We start from the raw sequence: 319 nt of genomic DNA on the forward strand, positions 1-319 counted from the left end.
TATCGCGGGGTGGAGCAGTTCGGTAGCTCGTCGGGCTCATAACCCGAAGGTCGTAGGTTCAAATCCTGCCCCCGCAATTACTTTCAATTTAGAAAGTGCCTCTGGAACTGTGGTGTAGAGGCCTAACATGCCTGCCTGTCACGCAGGAGATCGCGGGTTCGAATCCCGTCAGTTCCGCCATTTAACTTAATATGCCGGTGTAGCTCAACTGGTAGAGCAACTGACTTGTAATCAGTAGGTTGGGGGTTCAAGTCCTCTCGCCGGCACCATTTTGGAGGATTAGCGAAGTGGCCAAACGCATCAGACTGTAAATCTGCTC

General features: G+C 52.0%; 3 tRNA genes. All 3 read left to right on the forward strand.

Features of this window, described 5'->3' with window-relative positions:
• The first annotated feature begins 3 nt into the window (after positions 1-3).
• The 3 genes from ACN6NF_RS25845 (at position 4) to ACN6NF_RS25855 (ending at position 269) form a co-directional block, all read left to right on the forward strand.
• Positions 4-77: transfer RNA gene (locus ACN6NF_RS25845), tRNA-Met, on the forward strand.
• A 26-nt stretch (positions 78-103) separates the two neighbouring features.
• Positions 104-180 (forward strand) — tRNA-Asp (locus tag ACN6NF_RS25850).
• Between the two features lie 13 nt (positions 181-193).
• Positions 194-269: transfer RNA gene (locus ACN6NF_RS25855), tRNA-Thr, on the forward strand.
• The last annotated feature ends 50 nt before the right edge of the window (positions 270-319 follow it).

This window comes from Paenibacillus sp. TSM33 (genome assembly GCF_056099025.1).